General features: G+C 62.7%; 22 protein-coding genes. 12 read left to right on the top strand and 10 right to left on the bottom strand.

The window, feature by feature from the left end; translation table 11 throughout:
• Positions 1–6: 6 nt before the first annotated feature.
• Genes fdhF through BAMB_RS04570 form a run of 3 tightly spaced genes read right to left on the bottom strand, consistent with a single transcriptional unit; the run spans position 7 to position 5,050 of the window.
• On the bottom strand, positions 7–2,958 hold the full coding sequence (gene fdhF / locus BAMB_RS04560; protein WP_011656254.1) for a formate dehydrogenase subunit alpha: 2,952 nt from the start codon (positions 2,956–2,958) through the stop codon (positions 7–9).
• Positions 2,959–2,975: 17 nt separating this feature from the next.
• Positions 2,976–4,553: a formate dehydrogenase beta subunit gene (locus tag BAMB_RS04565; RefSeq protein WP_011656255.1), complete on the bottom strand. Its 1,578-nt coding sequence runs from the start codon at positions 4,551–4,553 to the stop codon at positions 2,976–2,978.
• A complete protein-coding gene (locus tag BAMB_RS04570; RefSeq protein WP_011656256.1) occupies positions 4,550–5,050 on the bottom strand; it encodes an NAD(P)H-dependent oxidoreductase subunit E in 501 nt (166 codons plus the stop codon). Before BAMB_RS04570 ends, BAMB_RS04565 begins: the two co-directional genes overlap by 4 nt.
• A gap of 131 nt (positions 5,051–5,181) precedes the next feature.
• Here BAMB_RS04570 and BAMB_RS04575 point away from each other — a divergent pair, with 131 nt between their 5' ends.
• The 3 genes from BAMB_RS04575 to BAMB_RS04585 all read left to right on the top strand — a co-directional run bounded on the left by BAMB_RS04575 (position 5,182) and on the right by BAMB_RS04585 (position 7,337).
• A complete protein-coding gene (locus BAMB_RS04575; RefSeq protein WP_011656257.1) occupies positions 5,182–6,288 on the top strand; it encodes a substrate-binding domain-containing protein in 1,107 nt (368 codons plus the stop codon).
• A 100-nt stretch (positions 6,289–6,388) separates the two neighbouring features.
• On the top strand, positions 6,389–6,658 hold the full coding sequence (locus tag BAMB_RS04580) for a hypothetical protein (RefSeq protein WP_011656258.1): 270 nt from the start codon (positions 6,389–6,391) through the stop codon (positions 6,656–6,658).
• Between the two features lie 325 nt (positions 6,659–6,983).
• The gene (locus BAMB_RS04585) at positions 6,984–7,337 is read left to right on the top strand and encodes a DUF4148 domain-containing protein (RefSeq protein WP_011656259.1); all 354 of its coding nucleotides are present in this window, start codon (positions 6,984–6,986) and stop codon (positions 7,335–7,337) included.
• Between the two features lie 419 nt (positions 7,338–7,756).
• Here BAMB_RS04585 and BAMB_RS04590 read toward each other — a convergent pair whose 3' ends face one another.
• A complete protein-coding gene (locus BAMB_RS04590) occupies positions 7,757–8,797 on the bottom strand; it encodes a hypothetical protein (protein WP_127456367.1) in 1,041 nt (346 codons plus the stop codon).
• 516 nt (positions 8,798–9,313) lie between these two features.
• Between BAMB_RS04590 and BAMB_RS33390 the strand changes: the two genes are divergently transcribed.
• The 6 genes from BAMB_RS33390 to BAMB_RS35160 are packed head-to-tail and all read left to right on the top strand — an operon-like array spanning position 9,314 to position 11,711.
• A complete protein-coding gene (locus BAMB_RS33390) occupies positions 9,314–10,036 on the top strand; it encodes a hypothetical protein (RefSeq protein ID WP_227739452.1) in 723 nt (240 codons plus the stop codon).
• Positions 9,993–10,568, top strand: a complete 576-nt coding sequence (locus BAMB_RS04600; RefSeq protein ID WP_041491115.1) for a hypothetical protein — start codon at positions 9,993–9,995, stop codon at positions 10,566–10,568. The genes BAMB_RS33390 and BAMB_RS04600 overlap by 44 nt, the downstream gene beginning before the upstream one ends.
• 41 nt (positions 10,569–10,609) lie before the next feature.
• Positions 10,610–10,903 carry a hypothetical protein gene (locus tag BAMB_RS04605; RefSeq protein WP_011656263.1) on the top strand — a complete coding sequence of 98 codons (294 nt, stop codon included), beginning with the start codon at positions 10,610–10,612 and terminating at the stop codon, positions 10,901–10,903.
• Between the two features lie 2 nt (positions 10,904–10,905).
• On the top strand, positions 10,906–11,196 hold the full coding sequence (locus BAMB_RS04610; RefSeq protein ID WP_011656264.1) for a hypothetical protein: 291 nt from the start codon (positions 10,906–10,908) through the stop codon (positions 11,194–11,196).
• Positions 11,189–11,443: a hypothetical protein gene (locus BAMB_RS04615; RefSeq protein ID WP_041491116.1), complete on the top strand. Its 255-nt coding sequence runs from the start codon at positions 11,189–11,191 to the stop codon at positions 11,441–11,443. Before BAMB_RS04610 ends, BAMB_RS04615 begins: the two co-directional genes overlap by 8 nt.
• Before the next feature lie 7 nt (positions 11,444–11,450).
• Complete coding sequence (locus BAMB_RS35160; protein ID WP_011656265.1) at positions 11,451–11,711, top strand: hypothetical protein; 261 nt, start codon at positions 11,451–11,453, stop codon at positions 11,709–11,711.
• A 265-nt stretch (positions 11,712–11,976) separates the two neighbouring features.
• On the opposite strand, the gene BAMB_RS35165 is transcribed toward BAMB_RS35160, so the two are convergent.
• Positions 11,977–12,240, bottom strand: a complete 264-nt coding sequence (locus BAMB_RS35165) for a hypothetical protein (RefSeq protein ID WP_127456365.1) — start codon at positions 12,238–12,240, stop codon at positions 11,977–11,979.
• Between the two features lie 141 nt (positions 12,241–12,381).
• The gene (locus BAMB_RS04625; RefSeq protein WP_011656266.1) at positions 12,382–13,722 is read right to left on the bottom strand and encodes a phospholipase D family protein; all 1,341 of its coding nucleotides are present in this window, start codon (positions 13,720–13,722) and stop codon (positions 12,382–12,384) included.
• A 957-nt stretch (positions 13,723–14,679) separates the two neighbouring features.
• Here BAMB_RS04625 and BAMB_RS35805 point away from each other — a divergent pair.
• The 3 genes from BAMB_RS35805 to BAMB_RS33395 are packed head-to-tail and all read left to right on the top strand — an operon-like array spanning position 14,680 to position 15,796.
• Positions 14,680–15,036, top strand: a complete 357-nt coding sequence (locus tag BAMB_RS35805) for a phage integrase N-terminal domain-containing protein (RefSeq protein WP_227739451.1) — start codon at positions 14,680–14,682, stop codon at positions 15,034–15,036.
• A gap of 57 nt (positions 15,037–15,093) precedes the next feature.
• Positions 15,094–15,594: an integrase domain-containing protein gene (locus tag BAMB_RS35810; RefSeq protein WP_011656267.1), complete on the top strand. Its 501-nt coding sequence runs from the start codon at positions 15,094–15,096 to the stop codon at positions 15,592–15,594.
• On the top strand, positions 15,587–15,796 hold the full coding sequence (locus BAMB_RS33395) for a helix-turn-helix transcriptional regulator (protein ID WP_082089579.1): 210 nt from the start codon (positions 15,587–15,589) through the stop codon (positions 15,794–15,796). Before BAMB_RS35810 ends, BAMB_RS33395 begins: the two co-directional genes overlap by 8 nt.
• Positions 15,797–15,930: 134 nt before the next feature.
• Here BAMB_RS33395 and BAMB_RS04635 read toward each other — a convergent pair whose 3' ends face one another.
• The 4 genes from BAMB_RS04635 to BAMB_RS04650 form a co-directional block, all read right to left on the bottom strand.
• Positions 15,931–16,401, bottom strand: a complete 471-nt coding sequence (locus tag BAMB_RS04635; RefSeq protein ID WP_127456363.1) for a hypothetical protein — start codon at positions 16,399–16,401, stop codon at positions 15,931–15,933.
• Positions 16,388–16,711 (bottom strand): STAS-like domain-containing protein, encoded by a 324-nt coding sequence (locus BAMB_RS04640; protein ID WP_085963122.1) that lies wholly within the window; start codon positions 16,709–16,711, stop codon positions 16,388–16,390. The genes BAMB_RS04635 and BAMB_RS04640 overlap by 14 nt, the downstream gene beginning before the upstream one ends.
• Complete coding sequence (locus tag BAMB_RS33035) at positions 16,704–17,828, bottom strand: STAS domain-containing protein (protein WP_127456361.1); 1,125 nt, start codon at positions 17,826–17,828, stop codon at positions 16,704–16,706. The genes BAMB_RS04640 and BAMB_RS33035 overlap by 8 nt, the downstream gene beginning before the upstream one ends.
• A gap of 153 nt (positions 17,829–17,981) precedes the next feature.
• On the bottom strand, positions 17,982–19,223 hold the full coding sequence (locus tag BAMB_RS04650; RefSeq protein ID WP_011656271.1) for a tyrosine-type recombinase/integrase: 1,242 nt from the start codon (positions 19,221–19,223) through the stop codon (positions 17,982–17,984).
• Positions 19,224–19,350: the final 127 nt, after the last annotated feature.

A 19,350-nucleotide genomic window follows, 5' to 3' on the forward strand; every position in this document is an offset into this window, starting at 1 on the left:
GCGTCCTCACTTGCCCGTCGTCACGGCGGCCGGCGCGGCCGCGCGGCGCTCGAGCAGGTCGAGCTGCTCCGAGTTGAAGCGCGCGTACGCACGCTGCCAGTCGGACGGCTGCGCGACCGGCATCACCTGCACGGCCGTGACCTTGTATTCCGGGCAGTTCGTCGCCCAGTCGGAGCTGTCCGTCGTGATCACGTTCGCGCCCGATTCGGGGAAGTGGAACGTCGTGTACACCACACCCGGCTGCATGCGATCGGACACGAGCGCGCGCAACACCGTCTGGCCCGCACGCGATTCGATGCCGACCCAGTCGCCGGTCCGGATCCCGCGATCCTCCGCGTCATGCGGGTGGATCTCGAGGCGGTCCTCTTCATGCCACTGGACGTTCTCGGTCCGGCGCGTCTGCGCACCGACGTTGTATTGCGACAGGATGCGGCCCGTGGTCAGGATCAGCGGATAGCGCTGCGTGACCTTTTCCGGCGTCGGAATGAACTGCGTGATCACGAAGCGGCCCTTGCCGCGCACGAACGCGTCGATGTGCATCGTCGGCGTGCCGTCCGGTGCCTGTTCGTTGCAAGGCCACTGGATACTGCCGAGCGCGTCGAGCTTCGCGTACGACACGCCCGAGAAGGTCGGCGTGAGCCGTGCGATCTCGTCCATGATTTCCGACGGATGCGTGTAGTGCATGTCGTAGCCGAGCGCCTGCGACAGCAGCAGCGTCACTTCCCAGTCCGCGTAGCCCGCGAGCGGCGGCATCACCTTGCGCACGCGCGAGATGCGGCGCTCCGCGTTCGTGAACGTGCCGTCCTTCTCGAGGAACGTCGAGCCCGGCAGCAGCACGTGCGCGTATTTCGCGGTCTCGTTCAGGAAGATGTCCTGCACGACGACGCATTCCATCGACGACAGCGCGGCGGCGACGTGCTGCGTGTTCGGGTCCGACTGGACGATGTCCTCGCCCTGGCAGTAAAGCCCCTTGAAGCTGCCGTCGAGCGCCGCGTCGAACATGTTCGGGATGCGCAGCCCCGGTTCCGGTTGCAGCGTGGCCGACCATGCGTGTTCGAACAGCGCGCGCACGCTGTCGTCGCCGATGTGGCGGTAGCCGGGCAGCTCATGCGGGAACGAGCCCATGTCGCACGAGCCCTGCACGTTGTTCTGGCCGCGCAGCGGATTGACGCCGACGCCTTCGCGGCCGATGTTGCCGGTCGCCATCGCGAGGTTCGCGATGCCCATCACCGTCGTCGAGCCTTGCGCGTGTTCGGTCACGCCGAGGCCGTAGTAGATCGCGGCGTTGCCGCCGGTCGCATAGAGGCGCGCGGCTTCGCGCACCACCTCGGCCGGCACGCCCGTCACATCGGCGGTCGCTTCGGGCGAGTTCTCGGCACGCGACACGAAGTCGCGCCATTGCTCGAATGCGCGCGCTTCGCAGCGCTCGGCGACGAACGCGTCGGCGACGAGCCCTTCGGTGACGATCACGTGCGCGAGCGCGTTGACGATCGCGACGTTGGTGCCAGGGCGCAGCTGCAGGTGGTGCGCGGCCTTCACGTGCGGGCCGTCGACCACGTCGATGCGGCGCGGATCGATCACGATCAGCTTCGCGCCTTCGCGGATGCGCCGCTTCAGGCGCGAGCCGAACACCGGATGGCCGTCGGTCGGGTTCGCACCCATCACGACGATCACGTCGGCGTGGTCGACCGACGCGAAGGTCTGCGTGCCGGCCGATTCGCCGAGCGTCGTCTTCAGGCCATAGCCGGTCGGCGAATGGCACACGCGCGCACAGGTGTCGACGTTGTTGTTGCCGAATGCGGCGCGCACGAGCTTCTGCACGAGGTAGGTTTCCTCGTTCGTGCAGCGCGACGACGTGATGCCGCCGATCGAATCGCGGCCGTACTTCTGCTGCAGCTTGCGGAATTGCGTCGCCGCGTAGGTGAGCGCCTCTTCCCAGCTGACTTCGCGCCACGGGTCGGTGATCTTCTCGCGGATCATCGGCTTCGTGATGCGATCCTTGTGGGTCGCGTAGCCCCACGCGAAGCGTCCCTTCACGCACGCGTGGCCTTCGTTCGCGAGGCCGTTCTTGTGCGGCGTCATGCGCACGACCTGCGTGCCCTTCATCTCGGCCTTGAACGAGCAGCCGACGCCGCAGTACGCGCAGGTCGTGACGACCGAGTGCTCGGCCTGGCCGAGCCGGACAACGGATTTTTCCTGCAGCGTGGCGGTCGGGCAGGCGGCGACGCACGCGCCGCACGATACGCATTCCGAGTCCATGAACGATTCGCTTTCGCCGGCGGCGACGCGCGATTCGAAGCCGCGCGCGGCGATCGTCAGCGCGAACGTGCCTTGGGTTTCCTCGCACGCGCGCACGCAGCGGTTGCAGACGATGCACTTCGACGGATCGTACGTGAAGTACGGATTCGACTCGTCCTTCTGCTCGCGCAGGTGATTTGCGCCGTCGAAGCCGTAGCGCACTTCGCGCAAGCCGACGACACCCGCCATGTCCTGCAGCTCGCAGTCGCCGTTGGCAGGGCAGGTGAGGCAGTCGAGCGGGTGATCGGAGATGTACAGCTCCATCACGTTGCGGCGCAGCGACTGCAGCCGGTCCGACTGCGTACGCACCTTCATCCCGGCTTCGGCGGGCGTCGTGCACGATGCCGGATAGCCGCGCCGGCCTTCGATTTCGACGAGGCACAGACGGCACGAGCCGAACGGCTCGAGCGAATCGGTCGCGCAGAGCTTGGGCACATTGACGCCGGCTTCGATCGCGGCGCGCATCACCGACGTGCCTGCCGGCACCGTCACCGGCTGGCCGTCGATTTCGAGCGTGACGTCGGTATCGGCATGCCGTTGCGGCGTGCCGTAGTCGGTGTCGTCGAACGGATCGAAGGCGCGCGCCTGGGCGGCGCTCTTGCACGCGCATTGGCCTGAGCCGCAGCCGCCTTGGCGGACGTTGTTCGTGTCGAGGGACATGCAGGGCTCCTTCTGGGTCAGGCCGCAGCCTTGACCGGACCCGACGCGGCTTGCTTGCCGGCGGCGAGCCCGAAATCTTCGGGGAAATGATCGAGCGCGGACAGCACCGGGTACGGTGTCATCCCGCCCATCGCGCACAGCGAGCCGGCGAGCATCGTGTCGCACAGGTCGCGCAGCAGCGTGACCTGTCGCTCCGACGTGTCGCCTTTGCGAATGCGTGCGATCGTCTCGACGCCGCGCGTCGATCCGATCCGGCACGGCGTGCACTTGCCGCACGATTCGATCGCGCAGAACTTCATCGCGTATTCGGCGAGCTCCGCGAGATTCGACGTGTCGTCGTGCAGCACGATGCCGCCGTGGCCGACGACCGCGCCGATGGCCGTATAGGCCTCGTAGTCGAGCGGCACGTCCCATTGGTGTTCGGGCAGATAGGTGCCGAGCGGGCCGCCGACCTGGGCGGCGCGCGCGGGCCGGCCGCTCGCCGTGCCGCCGCCGTAGTCGAACAGCAGCTCGCGCAGCGTGACGCCGAACGCGAGCTCGACGAGCCCGCCGTGGCGGATGTTGCCCGCGAGCTGGAACGGCAGCGTGCCGCGCGAGCGGCCCATCCCGTAGTCGCGATAGAACGCGGCGCCGCGCGCGAAGATCACCGGCGCGGTGGCGAGCGTGATCACGTTGTTGATCACGGTCGGCTGGCCGAACAGGCCGGAGAGCGCCGGCAGCGGCGGCTTCGCGCGCACGACGCCGCGCTTGCCTTCGAGCGATTCGAGCAGCGCCGTTTCCTCGCCGCACACGTACGAACCGGCCCCCTTCGCGACGTGCAGGTCGAACGCATGCGCGGAGCCGAGCACGTGCTCGCCGAGCCAGCCGGCTTCACGGGCGCGCACGATCGCGGTTTCGAGTGCTGCGATGGCGTGCGGATATTCGCTGCGCACGTAGATGTAGCCGAGCGTCGCGCCCGTCGCGATGCCCGCGATGATCATCCCTTCGATCAGGCAGTACGGATCGCTTTCCATGATCAGGCGATCGGAGAACGTGCCCGAATCGCCTTCGTCCGCGTTGCAGACGATGTACTTCTGCGTCGCGCTGGCCTGCCGGACCGTGCGCCACTTGATGCCGGCCGGGAAGGCCGCGCCGCCGCGGCCGCGCAGCCCCGATTCGATCAGCGTCTCGCACGCGACGTCGCCGTCGAGCGCGAGTGCGTTCTTCAGGCCGGCGAGGCCGTCGTGCTTCAGGTAGTCGTCGATCGACAGCGGATCGGTCAGGCCGATGCGCGCGAACGTGAGGCGCTGCTGGCGCGCGAGATAGGGCAGCGCATCGACGAGGCCGACGCCGCTCGGATGCGTGCCGCCGTCGAGCCAGTTCGCGTCGAACAGCGCGGGCACGTCGGCGGCCGACAGATTCGCGTAGCCGACGCGCCCGGCGGCCGTGCCGACCTCGACGAGCGGCTCGAGCCACAGCAAGCCGCGCGTACCGTTGCGGACCAGTTCGATCGCGACGCCGCGTCGCTCGGCTTCAGCGACGATCGCGGCGGCAAGGGCGTCGGCGCCGAGCGCCAGTGCGGACGAATCGCGCGGAACGTAGATGCGGGTCGTCATGCGGCCTCCGGGGCGTGGGTGGCCGCGTCGGCGAGCAGCGCGTCGAACTTCTCGGGCGTGACCTTCGCGTGCAGCACGCCGTTGACCGTCATCGACGGCGATTGTGCGCACAACCCGAGGCAGTAGACCGATTCGAGCGCGACGTCGCCCGGCGCGTGCGCAGCGGCGCCATCGCCGTGCGCGGCATCGAACCGGCAGCCCGTGCGCGCTTCCGCGTGCGCCGCCAGCGTTTCGCAGCCCATGCTGCGGCACGCCTCGGCGCGGCACATCTGTATCGTCACGCGCGCGGGCGGCGCGGTGCGGAAGTGGTGATAGTAGGTGAGCACGCCGTGCACTTCCGCGCGCGACAGGTTCAGTGCCTTCGCGAGCGGCGCGACGCAGCCGGCCGGCACGTAGCCGGCGTCGTCCTGGATCGCGTGCAGGATCGCGACGAGCGAGCGGCCGGCGCGCGCATGGCGCTCGACGAGCACGTCGGGCGCAGGGGAATTCGGGGACATCGCTTATGCTCCTCCAAAGTCTCATATGCGCTAGGAATGCATATAGTGCGCAGCAGGACTTCGTACTGATTGATTTTCCCCAACGATAAGCGGAAGATTTCGCAGTCGCAATAGGAAATCGGAGTGCATAATTGATTCGAATTGAATGCGACGCGTATCTGACCGTACGCGACACGGAGGGCCGCACCGCGAGCCTGTCGGACGTCGCGCCTTTGCTCGAGCTCGTGGCCGAGACGGGCAGCATCGCGCAGGCCGCGCAGGCGAAAGGGCTGTCGTATCGGCACGCGTGGGGGCTGCTGCGCGCGCTGGAGTCGTGCGTCGGCGGCGAGCTGATCGAAACCGCGCGCGGCAAGGGATCGACACTGTCGGAGCTGGGGCAGGCGGTCGTCGACGCCCAGCGCCTCGCGCGCAGCCGGCTCGACGGGAACCTGCGCACGCTGGCGGCCGAGGTGGCGAGCGACCTGAACCGGCGGCTCGCGCAACGCGACGGCGCCGTGCGCATCCATGCATCGCACGGCTACGCGGTCGCGGCGCTCGTTTCCGCGCTCGTCGATGCGCAGGCAGCCGTCGACATCAAGTATCGCGAGAGCGTCGAGGCCGTGCAGGCGCTTGCGCGCGGCGAATGCGAGCTGGCCGGGTTCCATCTGCCGCGCGGCGCGTTTCGCGAGCAGTGCGCGCAGATCTACCGGCCGTGGCTCGACGACACGCGCCACGTGCTGATTCATCTGACCCGTCGCCAGCAGGGGCTGTTCGTGCCGCGCGGCAACCCGAAGCAGATCCGCGGGCTCGCCGATCTCGCGCGCAACGACATCCGCTTCGTGAACCGGCAGCCGGGGTCCGGCACGCGCATGCTGCTCGATCTCGCGTTGCGCGCGATCGGCATCGATCCCGAGCGTATCGACGGCTATGCGTCGGCCGAACTCACGCACTCGGCGATCGCCGCGTTCGTCGCGAGCGGGATGGCCGATCTGGGCTTCGGCGTCGAGCCGGCCGCCCATCATTTCGGGCTCGATTTCATCCCGGTCGTCGACGAGGACTACTACTTTGCGTGCGAACGCGCGCGGCTCGATTCGCATCCGCTCGCCGGCGTGCTGGCCTTGCTGCGCGATGCGCGCTTCGTCGAGCGCGTCGCGCATCTCGACGGCTACGACCCGGCCGCATGCGGGACGCTGACCGGCATCGCGGCCGGGCTCGCGGGCACGGCCGACGCGGGTGGGCCGGACGGCAACGCACGGTAACGGCAAGCGTGCGAAGCGCGCTGCAACAGCGGGGGATTTGCGCTACGCTTGCCGCTTGATCAACGTTCCAACAAGCACGCCGTTCAGGCGTCATCCCGCCATGAAATTTTCCGTTCCCCTTGCCGCGGCAGCGTTGACCGCGGGGCTTCTGGTCGCTGTTTCGCCGTTTGCGTTCGCGCAGAATTCTCCCGGCGTGCCCGGCGGGATCCTGAGCGAACAGTTCCGCCTGGCCGAGCATCCGCAGATGCCGTTCGCGGCGTCAGCGCCGTCGCAGAAATACCAGAACGGCAAGAAGTCGGCGTTGCGCCGCAAGGGCGATCTGGGTGACCCGAACGGCTGCAACCTGAAGTGCCCGCTCGACCCCCACTAAGCTCGCGCCGGCGTGCGGCATCGCTGCCGCCGCGAGCGCGTTGCCGATAACCGCACGAGGTCGGGCGGTTGTCTCCGGGGCCCCGCGAAGCTTGCTGCTTCGCGGGGCCGTGTTTTTTGCGGCACGTACGTTGTGTTCGAGCCTGAGCATCCGGCGCCAGAGCGGCCGAATGTCGAATCCATGGATCTAGGGTTAACCCTTAATCCAGGAAGGATGTCTTCCTGAAACCTGCCTTATTCTTAAGCACGCGCCTACATAAACTTCGATCTGTCAGCGATGAACGGGTGTTCACCGCGAAATCAGACAAATCTGGAGGTAGGTCATCATGAAGTCGCTCGTTCAAGCCGTTGTCGTTGCTGCCGCTCTCGTCGCCCCGGTCGTGTCGTTCGCGCAGCCCGGCTCGGCACTCACCCGCGCACAGGTTCGCGCCGAACTCGTTCAGCTCCAGCAGGCCGGTTACAACACCGCCCGCGGCGAAGATCCGCACTATCCGGAAGCCATCCAGGCAGCCACTGCGCGCGTCGCCGAGCAGCAACGCAGCGCGCTTGCCCAGGCGCAAGGCGCCGATGCCAGCGGCTATGGCGCACAAGCGCAAGGCGCATCGGCATCGGGCTCGCGTGCGATCGGCGTGCGCCCGGCCAGTGCCGAAGAAATGAAGTCGCTGTATCGCGGCAGCTAAGCGGCGCATCACCGGATGACGCTGCGCGGGCGGCGCAACGACGACACGTTGCGCCCCGTCGCGATGCCCGGCGGTACCGAACATCCGTTACCTCCGGCCGCCGGCATACCGGCGGCATTCCGCCCGGCCCGCCCGGGGCTGGGCGCTTTTTCGAAAAGGCGCGGGACGTACGGTTTCGCCGGCGACAAAAAACCCCGCAGACTTGCGTCGTGCGGGGTTTGTGCGTCAAGCGCGGAATTTGGTGGGGCGGCGTCACTCGAATTGACGTGTAGAAGCCGCTATGGTACCGAGTCGGCGGGCTATTTCGCCAAAATGTACCCCCAAAAATACCCCGTCTTCACAGGGCTGGAATGCACTCCGTCCAATATATGAACGGACTCGCTTGCATACCGGAGCTACCTGCGAATTGGCGTTACCAATTACTGCTTCGTACCACGGCTGACGCGTTTCCGCACGACGCGGGGCGCTTTCTTGGCGCTCAGTGGCTGAGGTGTGACCGAAATAATGCCGGCGGTCGTAACTTCGCCGCGGAGAAGGGTCGCGTTTATGCTCAAATAAACCGGAGTACGTCCCCATTCTGCCTGTTGCAGCAATCCAATCTGTGCTCTGTCAAGGCTGTTGTCTTGGAACGTAGCGGAAAATTCTAGGCCGTCCTGTACTCTTTGTACCCTGAGCTTGATGTAGTCCTGCTGCCGCAGATCAGTGCTCAGAATCATGTAAGTTCCGTTGAGCTGCGCTTCCTGAGACGGTGTTCTTTTGGAGGAGGCCAGTACCCGTGCTGTTTCTTGGGTGATTGTCACATCATTGACAGCCAAATGCTTGGCGTCCCCGACGCTTTTCAAGAGAGTGTTTCGGGTATCGTCAAAGTCGGATTTTGCCGCAGCTACTGCAGGTTCGACCTTCAGTGCCTTAGCTAGCGTCTCGAGGCGTTTCGTTTCCTCTTGGCTCAATGCGATGGCCTTACTTGCGTCGGCATCCACCTTTTTGTCGTCAGATCTGGCTTTGAGGTAACTCTTGTATGCCACCACGCTACCCGCGACTGCCGCAACGCCGATGATTGATATGACGAGTGATTCGGGGGTCATTTTGGAAACCAGTTCCTGCGTCAAAGTCTTAAGGTAGTCGCCGAGGTCAACATTGATTAGCGAAGATCCTTTCTTAACTTCGGCCTTAAATTGGAGCTTACTTCGTTCTGCACCCGTTAGAGTTCGTGAATCGGCCGAGTGGTGGACGAGGCGCGCGTATGATCGATTGATTGCGGTTTGGAGATCGACGAGAGCTTCTGCGACATCGGAAGTGATGGTGCTATTGTATCCGGGCCCCTCTAGCTTGATCACAAGTTTGGGCCAGCCTACGAACTCGATGTTGTACGTACTGTCTCCCAGTTCATTCTGGAGGGCTTTTTCCAGTGCAGCAAACGCGGATTTTTCGTCTGTAATTTTTAGCGTGCGCGACGTCATCGTCGACCCCGAAACGTTCATTTTTGGACGCCTCTCTTTTGAGAGGCACTGAATATTGGGATAGATCGTATCAGATTGGCAAGTCTCGCTAATCCCAGCACACGTCGTTTCGGGCAAGGGGAGTCGCGGGGCGGGCTGGCGAAAGAGGAAAGCCAGTCATTGACGAGTTAGCCTCCAAGATTGCTTCGCATTTCACACCGCGCGCGCTTGGATCTGGCCAGATGGGGCGCATATCTGCATGGTGAGCAGCACGGAGCGCGCCGGACCGCTGTGATGCGTGAAGGATGTGATCGCTTGGGCGGAAAGCTACGTCGAGCCCAGACTTCCATCATATTGAGAAGCACTGCTCCTACGATAGTTGTCGCGATGCCTTGATCTGTCATACGAATGATTTAGCATCGCGCAATGCACTCCAGATCGAATACCGGGGCGCCGCGCCCGGCTATCGCTGCCGAGGAATTGCTGCGCTGCCGATACGGTAGCGGATAAGGCGTCCCCGGCTGACTGGGAGAGCCGTTGAACAGGGCCTTCGCCTTCTTCCAGCATGTCATCGGCCTGATTCGCAGGCAACTCGAGCGGATCGCCGGATCGTCTCAGGGCGATCATTCCGTGGAGGATCTGACGAACGAGGCTTGGCTGATCGTCGACGAACTGCACGTCGAGCCGGATGCGAACCCGGACCCAGAAGACGAAGGCGTGCGTGATCTGATCGTCACGCGCCTGCAGCGAGAGTTCGGCAGGTTCGTCAACCGTCAGGAGCGCTTCGCCACACGGATCGACCGAGATGATGTCGACGACGACGGCGACTTCATGCCAAACGCCATTGCCGCCCGACTCTCGGCGCCCGAGAAATATGAGCCATTGGCGTCGATCGAGATGCGCGAGGAGGCCGCTGCGGCGGCGCGCATAATCGGAGAGCGGTTTTCCGAAGCGGTCGCGTATCTGCGGACATTCGAGCGATTTGACGGCGACAAGATCGGTGTGGCACGGCATCTCGCGATTGGCCCGCGGGCGCTTGACCGCCGCGTCTCTCGAGCATCACATGTCGAATGGACGCAGCCATCAATGTTCGATGGAGTCGAGCAGATCCCGGTGGACTTCATGCCGCAGCCAGGACGATGGAAAGTGCGGCCTGGCATCCAACGATACCGAGGTGCTTGTGCCATCGCCTGGCCAGGCCTACGCGAATGCAGGGTTGCAGCACACCAACAACCAAATCGTCCTGCAGAACATCGATAACGTCGGCGCGACTGGCGTATCTGGTCAAGCGTTCCGTAATATCGCCAGCGCATTCGGCTTCAACCCTGGCGATGCGAAAGATCCCGCGACGGCCTATGACATGGTCGGGAAGGGCCTCGAACGCTCCGCGTTGCAGGCGGCTCAGTCGATGGGCCCGCAGACGAATGCTGGTCTTGCTGCTCAGGTTGCCGCCAACGGTTCGACGCATTACACGCCGGCCGCGATCAAGGAAATCACGAAGCTCAACGATGCAATCACGACTGGTGCGCAGTCATATCAGCCGGGCCTCGAGCGCGCGATCGCCGCGAATCCCTCGGCCGGCGTCTTCGCAAAACGTTCATTCGATCAGGCGTGGGGCGCGAACTTCGATCCGCGCATCTACCAGATGTACAACGCGGCGAAGTCCGGGGACGCGGCCGAGGTCAACTCGATCGTCAGTTCACTCGGCGGTAAGAACTCCGCGCAGTTCAAGGCGCTGATGCAAAAGGCCGCGAACCTTCAAAAATTGAGCAATACGGGGGTGCTCCAGTAATGGACGATCTACTTACCTCGCCGCAGTCTTTAGGAGAAGACATGACGGAACGTAGCGAGAAGCCGAAAGCGCCACGCGGAAGCATGTTTCGGGCTGACGTCAGCGACAATACAGACGAGGCGGCGGAGGAAAGCATCCAGCCGCCCGCCTATTGGTCCAAGGGGGCTTTGCTGAACGTGCGCAACCGCGGAGACGCCTACGTCGTCACGCTCTATCCGGAAGAGTTCGATGAGAGGCGGCCGGAGCGCGCTCTGCACTTCACGAATCTCGGGCTGTGTCAGGGCTTCGTTAGTCGCTGGTACTCCCGGGAATCGCACGATCCGAGGGCGCGTTAAGAATGACGTCTCCTGTTAAACAAACTGGCAAGAAACGCGTCGTCGGTGACGGTACGCCTGGGCCCGGACGCAAGAAGGGCGTACCGAACAAGATGACGGTCGAGGTCAAGGAAATGATCCGGCAGGCGCTCGATGAGGCTGGCGGCGTGGACTACCTTGTCGAGCGCGCGAAGGACCCTCGAACGGCATCAGCCTTTCTTTCGCTGGTCGGTAAGGTATTGCCGTTGACACTTCAGGGTGACCCGAACGCACCGGTGCAACTGGTACTGAATGGATCGGACGTCCATGGCTGATTTCGTGGGCCCCGAGTTGCCAGCCGAGGCACAGGAGGCGATGGACCTGTTTGTCTGCAATCTCCCGATTGGCCCCGGTGTTGTCGCGAGCATATTCCTGGAAAAGTGGGACCGCGCTGCGGTATGGATCTGCTTTATCGAGCCGGCAACCGACGTTCCGGTGCACACCACAGTGCCGCTTTCGGAACTCGACCAATTCCTACTCACCCTGATGGGGCGGTACGCCCCCAAAACAATTCTGATGTGAGGTTGCGATGAACGCAAAATCCTATTCGATCAACGACGGCCCGTTCAATCTTGTGGCTGCTGTCTTGCATGCGATTTGCCGCGCCTTACCAGACGATCAAAGGCTCCGAATTGCCGGTGAGTTACGCGATCAAGCAACCCGAGTAAACGAAGACGCAGAAACGGCAGAGCATCAGCAATTCGCATTGGATCTCGCGGCGCTCGCGGATCTTGCACAGGAAGGACCGGATGCCGCATCCAGCATTCTTAGTGCGGGGCAGCCGCGCTGACTGACGCATTCTAGCGAACCGCATGAGGTCCGGTGAACACCACATTCCCCGCACCACGGGGATCTTGTCATGAGCGTCCGTGCCCATGCCCCTTCGCGTGATGTCGAGGTGCGTGTTTATCGTGTAGATGCCGACGAACAGCCCGCGCGTGCCGTAACCGCGCGGCGCCGGATATGGGTACGTCAGGAGCATCCCCTGATACAGCCGCACCCATTGTCAAGATGTCTTCCTCGATCCAGTTGGAGGGGCACTGATCTAGCGGTGGCTATCGTCGGACCTGCGGTAACGACAACACGAACTGACCGGCAACCTCCTCGGCAATGGCAAAGGCTAGATCGTTTCGCCGGTAACCTTCCTCTGGCTCACACGTTTTCCGCTGCGCCTCAAGTGAGTTTTCTGGCATCCCTGTCGGAACAGCCGTGATCCGAAAGCCGAAGATCTCTGGTCGGCCATTTATGCCGGCGCCCCTGTGGTTCTTTACTTCGACATAGAGATATACGTCGTAACCGTTGATGTTCCGGTAGAACATGGCCGTGCTCCAAGAAAAGGGGCTCTTAAAGGGTACACGCTTCCCGGAAAGGTAATGCCCAGTGGTTGCCCCCAAGAGCGAGGGCGAACACAAGAACTAGTAGCGGTTGGAACCGGCGTTGTGAGCCGGCTCCTGGCCGTGTTACGGCAACGGCCACGGGTAGGACGGGTCGACACGGGACAGGTTGAAGTGCGCGCAGTCAAGATCATCCTTGCTGAACAGCGGCGCGAATTGGGGCTCAAGCATGATGCGTTCGAACGATAGGTGTAGCGCATTGTGCTTTGCTAGATTTTTGAGCCCACTCTTGATGGAGCCCTGCGTGACGAGGTGCTTGGCCAAGATGACGGGCGGCTTCGTCGCCATCATGCCTTCGATCGTCGCCGTCACGTATTTTTCTCGGAGAGAAATGTCCATCGCTTCGCGGATGCGTGCACCGAAGTCGCGGGCCAGTGCGTCGAGTGAGATGGCGGTCGTGTCCGACTCCTCGGACGCTTTGGCAGGTAGGGTTGCGGCGTCGGTTATATTCCGCGCGGCGTCGCCCAGCGCACGCAGGAACTCGGGTAAGCGCGGTAGCGTACGATCAACCGACCAGGTTTCGTGATCATCGAGGAATTCGGGGAAGTCGCCCGAGTTCAGTACGGCATACAACGCGTGTATTGCCGCGTCGGTCAATTCGAATGGTGGTGGTAGCTCGGCCCGACCTGTGCGCTCGACAGCGACCTTCGTGTAGGGTGCCTCGTGCGCGCCAGCCTCAATTACCTCATCGATATGCACCCAGTAGGGGCGGCAACGTTCGTCAGGACGCCCGTCGACGCGCGGCATCCAACAGAGAATCCAGCGGTCGGGTAATACGGTATCGGATTCAAGGAACGACACCGTGTCGTTGACCGTTCCGTGCGAGACGATCTGATCGGTATAGGTGATTTTGCCGGATACCCAGCACACATAGATTTCATCGGTGGACACAGGTCGGTAGGCGCCCAACGTCGTGACTTTCGCATCATTGCGAATCACGCCCTGCTTGATCGCGCGATCCCACTTCGCACGTAGCTCGGCTAGGCGTGCGAGTTTGGCCGCGGTGGTCGGATAGGCCATGTCGGCCTGTTGCCGGTAGTCGTCCAGTCGCGCGCGCAATTCGGCCAGCGCCAGCGCATCGTCGACAATGAACCCCGCTTCTTGCAATCCTTCAGCACTGAGGCCGTTGGCCGTCAGGTTGAAGCTGCCGACTGCTGCGCCGCGCTCGCCGAGGTAAATCTTGGCGTGCAGGTTGTCGAGAAAATGGACTTGCTCCCAGCCAACCACCTCGGCGATCTCGACGATCGCGGCAGGGTTCGTACCGACCGTCGGCGACAGCACGATGTCCTTGAGGTTCTCGGGAGCGATATAGGTTTTCCAGTCGATGCCGACATAGGCGACTGCGATATGACTTGGCGAAATCTCGCGCAGCCCACGCTGAATGTCGCTGCCGTGAATGAACTTCATGATGAGTAACCCCGTATGGCTCGAATTGTTGTAGTGGCCTAGATGGACCTGTCGTCGATCGTCACGATGACGGGCTGCCGGCGTGCCGTGGCCAATGCGACCGACGCGATACGTTACTACCGCTTGTGTCGAAACTACAACGTGCTGTCTTGTCGTCGACGGTGGCGTCACTTTGCGAATCGGCGGGTAAAGCGACTCCCATCCGAAAACGTTGCGTGCGTCACTCTGTAGACGTGACAGCCATTCTCCAGCGCGAGACGGGGATCATCGAAAAACTGTTGCCAAGCGGTGCAGGCGTCGCTAATCTTGCTTCACACCTAGCCCGGGTTAAAGGGCATCGACTGCAAGACCTAGCTGTTGAACAGCCATATGTAAGCCCGCTCTGCGGGCACGGTGACTCGATCACCGAATGAACTGAGTAGGGCCCACACCCAAAATCCGTCCATCGTTTCCTGATGGGCTTGTGACTGCTTCGCCGTTAGGTGAAGCCCTCCATCGCCTTTTGCTTCCTGCGAAAGGCGCGATGTGCAATCCCCGTATGCCGCTCCCGCGGCAATCAATCCGTGACGTGCGCTCCCCAGCGCTAACGCCGTGTCTTGCTGCGTCCGTTTCAATCGTCCTCGTGGCGACTGGCGGCGCGCTCGGCCTCGGCGTCTGGAATCTCGTGTCGACTCGCTCGGCACGCATCAATTCGCGCGGTCGGGGCATTGGCGCCCCCGATCGGCCGCAAAGCCAAAACACGGATCAAACGGGGGAAGCGTCTTCCCGCCACGCGTCGAACCTCATTGGGTTCATGCGTGCCGGGCTGCGCCAGCTGGCTGGCGTAGAACGCTCCCAATCTCACCAGGCCGAGGCTCGTGCCCCCGTTTGTTGTCTCCCAGCTGCGGTTTCGCGGCTCCGTCCAGCGGACAGGGAGGCAACTGGGGGCGAGCCTCACGTCATGGATGCGGGGTACGCATGTCGCACAAATCTCTCACGGCCGACCTGTGCCGTGCGGCGCGCGGGGCGCGTGGCAAACAGGCAAACTCGACCTCCAAAGGTCGGGAGAAGTCTCTCGCGCGTTTCGCTCGGTTTCTGTGGGACAGGGGCTTTCAGGTTCACACGACCGGTCAGCTCAAAGAGAAGCACCTGTTCGCATGGTCGGGCGACATGTTGGCGCGCGGGCGTTCGAAGCGGACGGTCATCAACAACATGACGCACATCCGAACGGCACTCGAAGGGATCGGTCGGCGGCCGTTTGCCGACAAGATGAGCAATGCGGCGCTCGGGCTGTCGGGAGCAAGCCGGGCCGGCACGAAGCGGCCGATGATGTGAGACGAACTGGAGCCGTACCGCGCCGCCGTTGCTGCGATCGACCCCGGCAACGCAGTTGTGCTCGAGCTGCAGCTGGAGTTCGGACTTCGCGCTCGGGAGGCGGTAGAAAGCATCAAATCGCTGGCTGACTGGCGGCGCGCGCTGTCGAGCTCGATCGGGGATGGCTTCGTAACCATCATCCACGGGACGAAGGGAGGCAAGACGCGTCGGAGTCCACCGTGGGATCGGCGGCGCGCTGCTGAGCTGGTAGAGCGGGCGATTGGACTGTCGAACGAGTACGGCGGGAAGCTGGTTCGCAAGCCGGATCTGAAACGGGCGATGGAGCGTTACCACTACGTCGTGCGTAAGGTCGGTATGACCGACGAGCGAGCACCGCATAGCCTTCGATACGCGTACGCGACCGAGCACCTGGAGCGGCAGAAGGCTGCCGGCGTATCGCGTCGAGAGGCGGCCGCCGGCGTGTCGACATGGCTTGGCCACGGTGACGGACGTGGAACATGGGTAAAGCGAGTCTACGGGCGTGCGGCATTGGTCGAAGCGGAGGCGCGCCATGCATAAGCATGTGGCCACGCTGCCGCTCGCCGGCATCTCCCGATGGAATCAGATTGCCCCGTTCGTTGGGGTATCACGGGAGACATGGAGGAAGCGCTACCTCGAGGGCCGCGCGCCGCAGCCGATTCAGCTGACCCAACGCTGCACCGTCTGGCGGAATGAGGAGGTGCATCGCTGGTTGGCGGATCCAGTCAGCTATCAAGCCTGAACGCGCGAACCAGACCTCCTCAATGCCAGCGAGCCGACCAATGTTGCCGCAGAGCGGTATCGATCTAGGCGAGCATGCGATACGTTTTGACGACCGGCGGTGTCGTATGCCCGCAGGTCGGCGCGTGCTCTAACCTAACGAAGTGGGTACCGCTTTCTGTATCCGTCTTCGAGGACCGCGATGAATTTGTTGGCCCCCCGGCTCACTTCGAACATTAGATGGCGACGATCTGCCGCAGGCGGAAGCGGACTCTCGGGTCCGATCGTGACCTTGTTGGTCATGAGCTTCCGGAACGAGACAAGTTGCCGTGTGACGTCAGAGATATTGGGAAGAGGAAGCGTACTAATGTCGATCCGCTGAACAGCGAAGTAGGTCGCCCAGTAGAGAGACAGGTCCGCTTCGTCCTTGCTGAGGAAACTCATCCCGTGCGATTCGGCTTCGCGAATGAGCGCTGCGGTAGCGTCGACGTACTCTCGAACCTCTTTACGGGCATCTCGCCGGTCGTTTTGAGCGCTGTTTACGCGCCAGCCCACAAATACGATCACCCACGTGATTGCGTAGGCACCAGCCTGCACCCCCAATTTCCACCATTCAATGTTGTCCAACGGTGCGCTTTGCGGCATCTCTGATGTAGTCGTTAATTTCAAGTACGTAGGAAGGGTCGCTTGACTTGAGGCGGATGCGACGGTGGGCTTCGGCCTCCGTAAGCCCGAGCTTCCTCACGACGCCGCCGAACGCCTCCTCCAAAAAGGAAGATCCGTAGCCGTCCGTACCATCGAGGTTCACTTCAACTACGTCATCCTCGCGGAGGGCAGGCTCCAGTAACGTGTCTCTAAAGCGCTCGCCGCTGTCGGGGCCATCGCTATAAAAGCGGCCGACCGGCACCTCAGAAAATTCTGTTGCGACATTAATCATTCTCATCTCGATCATCCTCGAGGAATGGCAGGATCGCCTGAAGCGGGACCGTCCATTCGATAAACGTTCCATAGATGCTGTCATCATAGGCCTGCAGCCGCTCCTTGCCGCCCTCTGTATATATGTACTCGCCGCGATTACTCAAGATACGCAGTCGGCCGCTTCCGCAGGCTTGAATGAGTTTCTTCAGATCGTTCAGCCCCTTGCCGCGGTTGTCTTGGCGCATTCTGGAGCGGCCGACCTCCATTGCGGCCTTGATCATCTGTCCGTCCGTCGGCTTGAACACGCCGAGCTGGGATAGGGCATCATTGATCACTTCCAGCGTGTGTTTTCGCGGCAAACTGCGTGGGATCCCAATCCCTTGGTCAACTATCATAACCTTGAGTTCAGAACGCAGTTTGTTGATGTGGCCGAGCATCCACCACCCCTTCGGCACGACCCGGATTTTGCGCTGTAACGTGTCTTCCGGATAGGCATGTTGCGACACGTTTGTCATTGCTTCCGACAAGCTGCGGAAGAACGAACTCTTCGCCTCTTGCGCGACTCTCACATCGAACGGGCCAAGCAGCTTGAGGCGTAGTGCTCGAGCAAGCCTGCCGTCTGCCTCATCGCCCGAAACGACTTTGATGTACTCCATCGGATACTTTTTCTCGACCCCGTCGAGCTTGGCTTTGACGTGCAGAGCCTCGAAGAATCCCGAGTCTCGCATCTGTCCGTGAAGTTTTTTGTCTTTGGGGTACGTACCGGTCAACATGCTTTCACCGGCGAGCCTGCGGCAGCGGTCGATTTCCGCAACAAGAAGCAGTACGGCAGCCGAGCTGATCTTCTTCGTATGAGTGAAATCGAGAACGGTGCTTCGACGATAGATAAAGCAGTTCTCGCGACAGGTTCGGGCGATAGCAAGCGTTGCCTGCCGATTCTGACCAAGGTCTAGAACTTCTGGTACCGGAACGACTTCACGGCGCAATTTTGTGTCGAAAGGTCCACGAATTGGGGCGGCGTACGACTGCGCCCGCTTGCGCGCGAGATAGTTGATCCGTCGGACGCGTTCCTGCTGCGTTCGACGAGCCCCGATTCGCTGCACGATGGCCTGACGTGCAAACTGTGGTCTTTTCATTTTTAGATGGGTGACTGCTATCTCGACGTCGGCGAGATGCTCGCTCTAGCCCCAGAATTGGGTGATCGAGCATTTTACAGTCTCGTGGCTCGTGATACGGACACCACTGATGCTTACCTGTCGATTCTCGCGTGATGCCGGCGTGGGTGAACGTCAGGCAGTGTCCCTTGAAATTGGGATGATCTGCGCTCCTGCTTTGAGCCCATCAAGGTAGTCGGCCCACCGCTGCATCATTTCGCGACGCTGGGGTAGGTGGGCGGTGCGGTTGTACGCGCGCCCGAGCGGGTCTTTCACGGCGTGTGCGAGCTGCGCCTCGATGATTGCCGCCGGTAGGCCCAGCACCTCATCCAAGATCGTGCGGGCCATCGCGCGGAAGCCGTGACCGGTCATCGTGTCGCCGTTATACCCCAGCCGGAGCAGCGCGCCGTTGATCGTGTTGTCCGACATGGGGCGATCTTTTGTCCGGACGCTCGGGAACAGGAAACGGCCGTTTCCCGTTAGCGCGTGCAACTCGCCCAGAACCGCGACTGCTTGAGACGAGAGTGGCACGATGTGGGCGCCTCCAGACGCCTTGCCCTGTTTGGTCCGCTTCATTCGGTCGCTTGGAATCTCCCAGGTGCCGGCGTCGAGATCGAGCTCGGCCCACTCGGCGGCGCGCAGTTCACCGGGCCGCTGAAAGAGTAGCGGGGCGAGGCGGAGAGCGCACATTACCGGGAAGGTGCCTTGATAGCCGTCGATCGCGCGCAGCAGCTCGGCGACCTGCTTCGGATCAGTGAGCGCTGCCATATGCTCCTGCTGAACCGGCGGCAGCGCGCCGCGGAGGTCGGCAGTTACGTCACGCTGCGCGCGTCCGGTCGCCACGGCATACCGGCACACCTGGCTGATGTTGGCATGGAGGCGATGGGCAGTCTCGAGCGCGCCGCGCTTTTCAACTCGGCGCAGCGCATCAAGCACATCTGGCGGCGCGAGGTCTGCGATGGGCTTGCCGCTGATCCATGGGAAAGCGTCGACCTCTAGGCGGCGCAGGATACGGCCGGCGTGGTTTTCCGACCAAGTGGGAGCGTACTTGGCGTGCCATTCGCGCGCCACTGCCTCGAACGAGTTTTCCGCGTTCAGGCGGACTGTCCGCTTCTCTGCCTTCTTCGCCTCACCCGGATCGATGCCAGCAGCCAGCCTTTCCCGAGCCTCATCTCGCTTCCGGCGCGCAGTTGCGAGCGTAACCTCGGGGTAGACGCCAAGCGCCAGCAACTTCTCTTTGCCGGCGGCGCGGTACTTGAGCCGCCAGTAGCGCTGCCCGGCCGGCGTGACGAGCAGAAAAAGGCCGCCGCCGTCGAATAGCTTGATGGGCTTTTCGACAGGCTTCGTATTGCGGATGGTCGTGTCGGTAAGCGGCATGGGGGTATCTGCGCTGGGGGTATGTCCGATACCCCCGAAAATACCCCCAAGTACACCTAGCTGTCGATGGGCAAACTTTGGAAACGCTGGAAGTAAAAAACCCCGCAAAGCTAAGGCTTGGCGGGGT

Origin of the sequence: Burkholderia ambifaria AMMD (genome assembly GCF_000203915.1) — a bacterium.
GTDB classification, from domain to species: Bacteria; Pseudomonadota; Gammaproteobacteria; order Burkholderiales; family Burkholderiaceae; genus Burkholderia; species Burkholderia ambifaria.